The organism is Micromonospora sp. M51, assembly GCF_018070305.1.
Lineage (GTDB): Bacteria > Actinomycetota > Actinomycetes > Mycobacteriales > Micromonosporaceae > Micromonospora > Micromonospora parva.
Window position 1 is genome coordinate 1 of sequence record NZ_JAGPXZ010000176.1, and the last position, 9,255, is coordinate 9,255.

Here is a 9,255-nt window from a genome sequence, read left to right on the forward strand (position 1 = left end):
GCGCCCCGGCGACCCGGTCAACCTGGAGCGGGCCGCCGCGCTCGGCAGCCGGCTCGGCGGGCACCTGGTGCAGGGCCACGTCGACGGCGTCGGTGAACTGATCTCCCGGGAGCCGGCCGAGCAGTGGGAGACGGTCCGCTTCCGGCTGCCCGCCAGCCTGTCCCGGTACGTGGTGGAGAAGGGCTCGATCACCATCGACGGTGTCTCGTTGACGGTGGCCGCCGTCGGCGCGGACGAGTTCGCCGTCGGGCTGATCCCGACCACGCTGAAGCTGACCACGCTCGGCGCGAAGGGCGTCGGCGACCCGGTCAACCTGGAGGTCGACGTGCTGGCCAAGTACGTCGAACGGCTGCTCGGCGACCGGCTCACCCAGGCCGACGTGCGCGGCGTGGCCGCGAACCTGGGCGGGGTGGCCTGATGGGCCCGCTCAGCTGGCTACTGGACGCCCAGGTGCACATCGCCGGTTCGCCGGTGCTGGCCCGGGAGATCGTCGGCAACGCGTTCGGGCTGATCTCGGCGCTGCTCGGGCTGCGCCGGCTGGTCTGGGCGTGGCCGGTCGGCATGATCGGTAACGCGCTGCTGCTCACCGTCTTCCTCGGCGGGGTGTTCACCACCCCGCAGGCGCACGACCTGTACGGGCAGGCCGGCCGACAGGTGTTCTTCTTCGCGGTCAGCGTCTACGGCTGGTGGCGCTGGCAGCGCAACCGTCGCGGCGACGCCGGGCAGGCGGCCGTCGTCCCGCGCTGGGCCACCGGACGGGAGCGGCTGATGCTGCTGCTGGCCGCCGTGGTCGGCACCGCCGCGGCGTACCCGCTGCTCAAGGCCCTGGGCTCGTGGGGTCCGCTGCCGGACGCCTGGATCCTCACCGGCAGCCTGCTGGCCACCTACGGCATGGCCCGCGGGTGGGTGGAGTTCTGGCTGCTCTGGATCGCGGTGGACGCGGTCGGCGTGCCGCTGCTGCTGCGCGGCGGGTTCTACCCGTCGGCCGTCATGTACCTGATCTACGGCGCCCTCTGCGTCTGGGGCTTCGCCGCCTGGTGGCGCACCTCGCGTGCCACGGCCACCGTCCGTCAGCCCATCTACCGGGAGGCCGTCGCATGACCAGTTTTGGGGATATCGAGCAGGCGGTCGCAGACATCGCGGCCGGCCGGCCGGTCGTGGTGGTCGACGACGCGGACCGGGAGAACGAGGGCGACCTGATCTTCGCGGCCGAGCTGGCCACGCCGGAGCTGATGGCGTTCATGGTGCGCTACACCTCCGGATACGTCTGCGTGGCGCTGACCGAGAGCGAAGCCGACCGGCTCGACCTGCCGCCGATGCACCACACCAACCAGGACCGGCGCGGCACCGCGTACACGGTGACGGTGGACGCCCGCGAGGGGGTCAGCACCGGCATCTCGGCGGCCGACCGCGCGCACACCAGCCGGCTGCTCGCCGCCGCGACGACCGACCCGACCGACCTGGCCCGCCCCGGGCACGTGGTGCCGCTGCGCGCCCGCGAGGGCGGGGTGCTGCGCCGGCCGGGGCACACCGAGGCGGGCATCGACCTGACCCGGTTGGCCGGGCTGCGGCCGGCCGGCGTGCTCTGCGAGCTGGTCAACGACGACGGCACCATGATGCGCCTGCCGGACCTGGAGAAGTTCTCCGCCGAGCACGGCCTCACGTTGGTCACCATCGCCGACCTGATCGCCTACCGGCGGCGTACCGAGAAGCAGGTCGAACTGGTCGCCGACGCCCGGATGCCGACCCGGCACGGGGTGTTCCGGGCGCTCGGCTACCGCGCCGAGCACGACCCGGCCGAACACGTCGCGATGGTGCTGGGTGACCTCGGTGACGGCCAGGACGTGCTGGTCCGGGTGCACTCCGAGTGCCTGACCGGGGACGTGTTCGGCTCGCTGCGCTGCGACTGCGGGCCGCAGCTGGACGCCGCGCTGGCCCGGGTCGGGAAGGAAGGCCGGGGCGTGGTGCTCTACGTCCGTGGGCACGAGGGGCGCGGCATCGGGCTGCTGCACAAGCTGCAGGCGTACCAGCTGCAGGACCTGGGCCGCGACACCGTCGACGCCAACCTCGACCTGGGCCTGCCGGCCGACGCCCGCGACTACGGCACCGGCGCGCAGATCCTCTACGACCTGGGCGTGCGGTCGATGCGGTTGCTGACCAACAACCCGGCCAAGCGGGCTGGGCTGGAGGGGTACGGGTTGACGATCACCGGCCGGGAGAGCCTGCCGGTCGGCGCGCACCCGGAGAACATGCGCTACCTGCGCACCAAGCGGGACCGGATGGGTCACCTGCTGGACGAGTTGGACGAGGAGTCCGAGGCGCCGCTGGGGCGTCCGGTCGCCAACGACGAGATCGGAGCATGACGATGGCGGGTTTCGGTGAGCCGGGGGTCGAGGCGGTCGACGCCGCAGGACTGACGGTCGGGGTCGTCGCCGCCCGCTGGCACGGTGAGCTGACCGACCACATGCTGGAGCGGGCGGTGGCCGCCGCCGAGGCGTGCGGCGCTCGTTCCGTGGTCGCCCGGGTCGCCGGCTCGGTCGAGCTGCCGGTGGTGGCGCAGGCCCTGGCCCGCCGCTGCGACGTGGTGGTCGCCCTCGGCGTGGTGGTCCGTGGCGCCACCGCCCACTTCGACTACGTCTGCCGCTCGGTCACCGACGGGTTGACCCGGGTGGCGTTGGACGAGGGCAAGCCGGTGGCGCACGGGGTGTTGACGGTGGAGACCATCGAGCAGGCCCGCGACCGGGCCGGCCTGCCCGGTTCGGCGGAGGACAAGGGCTGGGCCGCCACGGTCGCGGCCCTCGACGCGGCACTGGCCGTGCGGACCGTGGCGGCGGGCAACGCCCAGCGGGTCGGCTTCGGCGGCTGAGGCACCCCCTTGCAGGCTCAGAGCCGACCGGCCTCGATGATCCGGCGCAGGAACTGCCGGGTCCGGGGCTGCGTCGGCTCGCCGAGCACCTGTTCGGGCGGGCCGCTCTCGACGACCCGCCCGGCGTCGAGGAAGCACACCTCGTCGGCGACCTCCCGGCCGAAGCCCATCTCGAGGGTGGCCAGCACCAAGGTCATCCCGTCGGCCTACAGGTCGCGGACCATCGACAGCACCTCGCCGACGAGCTCCGGGTCCAGTGCTGAGGTGATCTCGTCCAGCAGCATCAGCCGGGGTGAGTTCGCCAGCGCCCGGACGATCGCCACCCTTTGCTGCTGCCCGCCGGAGAGCCGGTCCGGGTAGGCGTCCGCCTTCGCGCCGAGCCCCACCCGGTCGAGCAACTCCCGGGCCTGCGCCTCCGCCTCCGCGCGGCCACGACGGTGTACGCGCCGCGGCGCGAGGGTGATGTTGTCCAACACGCTCAGGTGCGGAAAGAGGTTGTACGCCTGGAACACCATGCCGATGCGCCGACGGACCTGGTCCGGGTCCACCCGGGGATCGGAGATGTCCTCGCCGTCCAACTCGATGGTGCCGTCGTCGAGTTCCTCCAGCAGGTTGACGCAGCGCAGCAGTGTCGACTTGCCGGAACCGGACGCGCCGATCACCGCCACCACCTGGTGCTCGGTGACGGTCAGGTCGAGCTGGTCGAGCACGGTGTGCCCGCCGAACTCCTTGCGCAGGCCCCGACAGCGCAGCAGTGCCATGGCTCAGCCTCCCGACTGCCGGCGGGCCGCGCGCAGCGTCACCCAGTCGGTTACCGCGATCAGCGGGATCGCGAGCAGCACGAAGAGCACCCCCGCCACGATGTACGGCGTGTAGTTGAAGGTCTGTGCGGTGGCGATCTGCGCGGCGCGGACCGCGTCGATCGGCCCGGCGAGCGACACCAGCCCCACGTCCTTCTGCAACGCCACCACGTCGTTGAGCAGGGGCGGCGCCACCCGGCGGACGGCCTGCGGCAGGACCACGTGGCGCATCGTCTGCCGGTGGGTCAGGCCCAACGAGCGGGCCGCCGCGAGCTGGCTGTGGTGCACCGACTCGATGCCGGCCCGGAACACCTCGGCGAGGTAGCCGCCGTAGGTGAGGACCAGCGCGATCCCGCCCAGCACCAGCACCGGCGGCATGCCCTGCAACCGCAGCCCCGGCACGCCGAGGGTGAGCAGGTAGAGCACGATGATCAGCGGCAGGCCCCGGAAGGTGTAGGTGTAGCCGGCGGCCAGCGCGCGGACCGGGAAGAAGACCGGCCCGCGCAGCGTCCGCAGCACGGCGATCACCAGCCCGAGCAGCAGCGCGCCGAACGCACAGCACACCAGCAGCCGGACGTTGAGCCAGAGCCCGCTCAGCACCGTCGGCAGCGCGTCGCGGGCGATCGCCGGATCCAGGAACGAGCGCCGGACCCGGTCCCAGCCCGGCGCCCCGGTCACCGCGATCACCAGCAGCGTGCCGAGCGCCGCCGTCGAGCAGGCCGCGACGAGCACGCTGTAGACGGTCTGCCGACGCCGGTACGCCGTGCGCCGCAGCTGCGCCTCGGACGGCACACGATCCAGAAGTGTCACCGCAGTTCGGCCGCCCCCGCCGCCTGAGCGAGCCACTTCTGCTCCAACTGCTTCAGGGTGCCCGCCGTGCTGAGCTGACCGACCGCGTCGCTCACGCACGGGGTCAGTGGGGAGTTCTTGTCGAGCAGCAACCCGAACGCCTCGGGCGTACCGACCTGCGGCACCTGCCCGACGATCGTCGCGTCGGTGATCTCCGCGCCGGTGATGTAGAAGGCGGTCGGCAGGTCCACCACCAGACCGTCCAGCTGCCCGTTCTGCAGTGCCTTCTTGGCGTCGTCGTTGCTGTTGTAGACCTGCGGCTTCGCGGTCGGCTTGATCACGTCGGTGATCGCCTGGTAGCTGGTGGTGCCGACCTGCGCGCCGAGCCGGGCGTCGCGCAGCTCGGCCAGCGACGTCCTGCCGGCGATCTTCGAGGACTTCAACGCGATGACGGTCTGTCGCACCAGGTAGTACGGCGCGGAGAAGTCGACCGCCTGCTTGCGCTCCTCGGTGATGGAGAACTGGTTGATGTCGAAGTCGAAGTCCTTCGGGCCGGGCGCGATCGCGGTGTCGAACTTGATCCGGGTCCAGGTGACGTCGGCGCGGGCGTAGCCGAGCTGCTCGGCCACCGCGTACGCGACGGCGGATTCGAAGCCCTCACCGTTGTCGGGCTTGTCGTCGGAGAACCACGGCTCGTACGCGGGCTGGTCGGTGGCGATGGTCAGCTTGCCCGGCGTACGCGTGGGCAGGCTGTCCTTGGCGCAGGACGCTGTGGCGGTGACAGTGGGGGTGGGTTTCTCGTCCTGTGGCGCGCATCCGGCGGTGGCTACCACGACGGCGCCGGCGAGGGGGAGCGCGAGAAGACGTGATCTGCTGGCCATGGCCGACAGCGTAGGGCTCCATGAGCATCGATCGACAATTGTCCCACCATGTTGGTAGGGAATTGTCCGCTTGCGGGACTCGGGCGGACCCGGACGCGGGGCCCTGCCGGGGAGGCTGGAAGAATCGCTTCCCGTGAAGACGTTCGAGGAGTTGTTCGCCGAGCTGCAGGCCAAGGCCGCCGCCGGCACCCCGGGCTCGGGCACCGTCGCCGCGCTGGACAAGGGCGTGCACTTCATCGGCAAGAAGGTCGTCGAGGAGGCGGCCGAGTCGTGGATGGCCGCCGAGCACGAGGGGCCGGAGCGCACCGCCGAGGAGATCTCCCAGCTGCTCTACCAGGTCCAGGTGCTGATGCTCGCCAGTGGTCTCGAGCTCAAGGACGTCTACCGACATCTGTGAGTGCCCCCACCCCGTTGATCGCCATCCGGATCGAAGGAGCACTCCGTCATGCTGCGTGTCGCCATTCCCAACAAGGGCACCCTGGCCGAACCGGCCGCCCAGATGCTGCGCGAGGCGGGCTACCGCCAGCGCACCGACCCCAAGGACCTCGTCTGCCGGGACGAGGCCAACGACGTCGAATTCTTCTACCTGCGCCCGAAGGACATCGCCACCTACGTCGGCTCCGGTGACCTCGACCTCGGGATCACCGGCCGGGACCTGCTGATCGACTCGGCAGCGCCGGCCGAGGAGGTCGTCGACCTGGCCTTCGGCCGGGCCACCTTCCGGTTCGCCGCCCGCCCCGACGACATCGCCTCCGTCCAGGAGCTGGGCGGTCACCGGATCGCCACCGCGTACCCGGGGCTGGTCGAGCGGCACCTCGGCGAGGTGGGGGTCAAGGCCGACGTGATCCGTCTCGACGGCGCGGTGGAGAACGCCGTACGCCTCGGCGTCGCCGACGTGATCGCGGACGTGGTGGAGACCGGCGCGACCCTGCGCCAGGCGGGCCTGGTGGTCTTCGGCGAGCCGCTGCTGCGCTCGTCGGCGGTGCTGGTCCGGCGGGTGGTGCGTCTGCGGGACGAGTGCGGGTGGCAGACTGGTGGGGTGAGTGATACCGAGCTGGTCCGCCTGAAGCCCCGCCGCATCCGCGCGGTCTGCTGGTCGGCGGCGGTCGCCCTGGTGGTGGTGTTCGGTCTGGTCGCGACGTCGCTGAGTGGCCCGACCGGTGATGGTTACGGCAGCTTCCAGCGCGGCGACCAGATCGCCATGATCGGCCTGGGCGTCTTCGGGGCGCTGGGTTGCCTGCTGTTCACCCGTCCCCGGGTGGAGGCGGACGCGCGGGGGATCCGGGTGCGCAACATCGTCGGCTCCTACGAGCTGCCCTGGGAGGTTGTCCGGGGCGTGCGCTTCGACCGGGGCGCGCCGTGGGCCAGCCTGGAGCTGCACGACGACGACCTGCTGCCGATGGTCGCCCTGCAGGCCGCCGACAAGGAGTCGGCAGTCGACGGGGTCCGCGCGCTGCGCCGGCTGCACGAGGCCCACCAGGCCCGTCTCGCCGAACGCGCCGTCGGCCGCTGACCCCAGCGACACCGCCCACGCCGGTCCGCGGCCGAACCGTCGACCGTCGACCTCGCGTCGCCGCCCAGCGGCCAGGCATGCCGCGCACCCCTCGCCAAGATCTGGACAACTTCCCTGAAACTGCTGCATCACGGCGCCGGGAGGCGGCAGTTTCAGGGAAAGTGCGCGGATCTTGAAGCGTCGCCAGGCGCGTGAGGGCCGCGCAGGGGTGGCACGGCGTCCCGGACGCTGCCCCGGGTGTCCCGGTTTGGGGGTGACCGGGGCGCCGGTGTAGTGTTGTCGAGTCGACCAGGCTGTCTCCGCGTGCGAGCAGACAGCCTTGAAAGCGGAGCGCCTGCTCCCACCTGAGTCACCGCTACGGTGGCCGGGTCCGGTCACCGGTTCCGGGCATGTCCCGGCGCTGGATGCGCGATCCTTGTGATCGTGCCGACCGGTCGAGCGGGCCCTGGCATACGCCGGGGCCTTCTGCTTTTCGAGTCGGTTCCCTCCCGGGAGCCGCAGGGGTCGGCGACACGGCAGAAACGACTCGAGGAGGCCCCATCAGCGTCGAACCACGCGTGAACGAGCAGATCCGGGCACGTGAGGTCCGACTGGTCGGCCCAGAGGGTGAGCAGGTGGGCATCGTCCCGCTGGAGCGCGCTCTTCAGCTGGCCGCGGACGTCGATCTGGACCTGGTCGAGGTTGCGCCGATGGCGCGCCCGCCGGTGTGCAAGCTCATGGACTTCGGCAAGTTCAAGTATGAGAGCGCACTCAAGGCGCGCGAAGCGCGGCGTAACCAGCAGCAGACCGTCATCAAGGAAATGAAGCTTCGGCCGAAGATCGACCCGCACGACTACGAGACCAAGAAGGGTCACGTGGTGCGGTTCCTCAAGGCGGGCGACAAGGTCAAGGTGACGATCATGTTCCGCGGTCGCGAGCAGAGCCGCCCGGAGCTGGGTTACCGGCTCCTGCGCCGGCTCGAGTCCGAGATCACGGACCTGGGATACGTCGAGGCCGCTCCCAAGCAGGACGGCCGAAACATGATCATGGTTCTCGCTCCGCACCGGGCCGTCAAGGCTTCCGCGGTCGCCGCCACGGCGTCCCGCGGTGGTCCTCGGGACCGGGCTGGGGACGAGTCCGCCGCTCCGGCAGCCGATGAGACCGCGGCGGTCGGCGAGACCGCAGCAGCCGGCGACACCGGCACCGCCGCCACCAGCGGCGAGTAACAGGGGAGAAGACGTTCCACATGCCGAAGATGAAGAGCCACACGGGTATGGGTAAGCGGGTCAAGGTGACCGGCAAGGGCAAGATCGTTGCCCAGCAGGCCGGCCTGCGCCACAACCTGGAGAAGAAGCCCTCCACCCAGACCCGCCGGCTGACCGGCACGGTCGTGCTGGCCAAGGCCGACGTCAAGCGCATCAAGAAGCTGCTCGGCCGCTGACGCGCGCCACCTTTACGTAAGAAGGAGTTGAGATGGCACGCGTCAAGCGGGCTGTAAACGCCCAGAAGAAGCGTCGTACCCTGCTGGAGACCGCGAGTGGTTACCGCGGTCAGCGCTCCCGCCTGTACCGCAAGGCCAAGGAGCAGGTGCTGCACTCGATGCAGTACGCCTACCGGGACCGTCGCGACCGCAAGGGCGACTTCCGGCAGCTGTGGATTCAGCGGATCAACGCGGGCGCCCGGGCCAACGGGATGACCTACAACCGTCTGATCCAGGGCCTGCGTCTGGCCGGCATCGAGGTCGACCGCAAGATCCTGGCCGACCTGGCTGTCAACGACGCCGCCGCCTTCGCGGCGATCGTCGAGCTGGCCCGGGCCGCGGTCGCGGCCGAGGGCACCGGCGGCGCGGCGGCTCAGGCCGCCTGATCCCCACGCACCAGAGCGAGGCGTCTCCCGTGTCGGCACCGCCGTCCGGGGGGCGCCTCAATCGTGCCGGAGGAGCGCACATCATGGCCTTCACCCCGCGTACCCCCAGGGTTGTCGCCGCCCGCCGCCTGCAACGCCGCCGGGACCGCGACGCCACCGGCCGTTTCCTGGCCGAGGGCCCGCAGGCGGGCCGCGAGGCCCTCGCGCGGCCGGGGGTGGGCGCCGAACTGTGCGGTACGACCACCGCGCTCGACCGGTACCCGGTGTGGGCCGCCCCGGCGGCCCGCGCCGACGTGCCGGTCTCGGGGGTGACCGACGACGCCCTCGCGGCGCTGGCCGAGACCGTCGCCCCGCAGGGGCTGGTGGCCGTCTGCCGGCACCTGGACGTGTCGTTGGAGCAGGCCCTCGCCGGTGCGCCCCGGCTGGTGGCGGTGCTCGCCGAGATCCGCGACCCGGGCAACGCCGGCACGGTGCTGCGCACCGCCGACGCGGCCGGCGCGGGTGCGGTGGTCTTCGCCGGGGACGCCGTCGACCCCTACAACGGCAAGTGTGTGCGGGCCT

At 71.6% G+C, this 9,255-nt stretch carries 12 protein-coding genes and 2 pseudogenes; 11 read left to right on the top strand and 3 right to left on the bottom strand.

Annotated elements, in window-relative coordinates:
- The 4 genes from KBX53_RS12360 to ribH form a co-directional block, all read left to right on the top strand.
- Window positions 1-418: riboflavin synthase (locus tag KBX53_RS12360; RefSeq protein WP_210859246.1), on the top strand; the 418-nt coding region annotated here is incomplete at its 5' end.
- Window positions 418-1,101 carry a nicotinamide riboside transporter PnuC gene (pnuC, locus tag KBX53_RS12365; protein WP_210859248.1) on the top strand — a complete coding sequence of 228 codons (684 nt, stop codon included), beginning with the start codon at window positions 418-420 and terminating at the stop codon, window positions 1,099-1,101. The genes KBX53_RS12360 and pnuC, both read left to right, overlap by 1 nt.
- Window positions 1,098-2,363: a bifunctional 3,4-dihydroxy-2-butanone-4-phosphate synthase/GTP cyclohydrolase II gene (locus KBX53_RS12370; RefSeq protein WP_030335699.1), complete on the top strand. Its 1,266-nt coding sequence runs from the start codon at window positions 1,098-1,100 to the stop codon at window positions 2,361-2,363. Before pnuC ends, KBX53_RS12370 begins: the two co-directional genes overlap by 4 nt.
- A 2-nt stretch (window positions 2,364-2,365) precedes the next feature.
- The gene (gene ribH, locus KBX53_RS12375) at window positions 2,366-2,866 is read left to right on the top strand and encodes a 6,7-dimethyl-8-ribityllumazine synthase (protein WP_030335701.1); all 501 of its coding nucleotides are present in this window, start codon (window positions 2,366-2,368) and stop codon (window positions 2,864-2,866) included.
- Window positions 2,867-2,883: 17 nt separating this feature from the next.
- Here the strand turns inward: ribH and KBX53_RS12380 are convergent.
- The 3 genes and pseudogenes from KBX53_RS12380 to KBX53_RS12390 all read right to left on the bottom strand — a co-directional run bounded on the left by KBX53_RS12380 (window position 2,884) and on the right by KBX53_RS12390 (window position 5,336).
- A pseudogene (locus KBX53_RS12380) lies at window positions 2,884-3,627 on the bottom strand (amino acid ABC transporter ATP-binding protein).
- 3 nt (window positions 3,628-3,630) lie between these two features.
- The gene (locus KBX53_RS12385) at window positions 3,631-4,467 is read right to left on the bottom strand and encodes an amino acid ABC transporter permease (RefSeq protein ID WP_210859250.1); all 837 of its coding nucleotides are present in this window, start codon (window positions 4,465-4,467) and stop codon (window positions 3,631-3,633) included.
- A gap of 5 nt (window positions 4,468-4,472) precedes the next feature.
- The gene (locus KBX53_RS12390) at window positions 4,473-5,336 is read right to left on the bottom strand and encodes an ABC transporter substrate-binding protein (protein WP_030335707.1); all 864 of its coding nucleotides are present in this window, start codon (window positions 5,334-5,336) and stop codon (window positions 4,473-4,475) included.
- Window positions 5,337-5,451: 115 nt separating this feature from the next.
- On the opposite strand from KBX53_RS12390, the gene KBX53_RS12395 reads away from it, so the two are divergent.
- The 7 genes and pseudogenes from KBX53_RS12395 to KBX53_RS12425 all read left to right on the top strand — a co-directional run.
- Entirely contained in the window at window positions 5,452-5,733 is a 282-nt protein-coding gene (locus KBX53_RS12395; RefSeq protein ID WP_225854096.1) for a phosphoribosyl-ATP diphosphatase, read from the top strand.
- A gap of 48 nt (window positions 5,734-5,781) precedes the next feature.
- Window positions 5,782-6,333: pseudogene (hisG, locus tag KBX53_RS12400) on the top strand (ATP phosphoribosyltransferase); the annotation flags it as partial.
- A gap of 42 nt (window positions 6,334-6,375) precedes the next feature.
- The gene (locus tag KBX53_RS12405; protein ID WP_210859252.1) at window positions 6,376-6,849 is read left to right on the top strand and encodes a PH domain-containing protein; all 474 of its coding nucleotides are present in this window, start codon (window positions 6,376-6,378) and stop codon (window positions 6,847-6,849) included.
- Window positions 6,850-7,406: 557 nt separating this feature from the next.
- Window positions 7,407-8,054, top strand: a complete 648-nt coding sequence (gene infC, locus KBX53_RS12410; RefSeq protein ID WP_030335715.1) for a translation initiation factor IF-3 — start codon at window positions 7,407-7,409, stop codon at window positions 8,052-8,054.
- 20 nt (window positions 8,055-8,074) lie between these two features.
- Window positions 8,075-8,269 carry a 50S ribosomal protein L35 gene (gene rpmI, locus KBX53_RS12415; RefSeq protein WP_007458415.1) on the top strand — a complete coding sequence of 65 codons (195 nt, stop codon included), beginning with the start codon at window positions 8,075-8,077 and terminating at the stop codon, window positions 8,267-8,269.
- Between the two features lie 32 nt (window positions 8,270-8,301).
- On the top strand, window positions 8,302-8,694 hold the full coding sequence (gene rplT, locus KBX53_RS12420; protein WP_030335718.1) for a 50S ribosomal protein L20: 393 nt from the start codon (window positions 8,302-8,304) through the stop codon (window positions 8,692-8,694).
- Window positions 8,695-8,723: 29 nt separating this feature from the next.
- Window positions 8,724-9,255: TrmH family RNA methyltransferase (locus KBX53_RS12425; RefSeq protein WP_309140760.1), on the top strand; the 532-nt coding region annotated here is incomplete at its 3' end.

What these genes read in the sequence shown, in the direction of transcription:
- pnuC (WP_210859248.1), top strand. Translation starts at nt 418, where the DNA reads ATGGGCCCGCTCAGCTGGCTACTGGACGCCCAGGTGCACATCGCCGGT.
- KBX53_RS12370 (WP_030335699.1), top strand. Translation starts at nt 1,098, where the DNA reads ATGACCAGTTTTGGGGATATCGAGCAGGCGGTCGCAGACATCGCGGCC.
- ribH (WP_030335701.1), top strand. Translation starts at nt 2,366, where the DNA reads ATGGCGGGTTTCGGTGAGCCGGGGGTCGAGGCGGTCGACGCCGCAGGA.
- KBX53_RS12390 (WP_030335707.1), bottom strand. Translation starts at nt 5,336, where the DNA reads ATGGCCAGCAGATCACGTCTTCTCGCGCTCCCCCTCGCCGGCGCCGTC.
- rpmI (WP_007458415.1), top strand. Translation starts at nt 8,075, where the DNA reads ATGCCGAAGATGAAGAGCCACACGGGTATGGGTAAGCGGGTCAAGGTG.
- rplT (WP_030335718.1), top strand. Translation starts at nt 8,302, where the DNA reads ATGGCACGCGTCAAGCGGGCTGTAAACGCCCAGAAGAAGCGTCGTACC.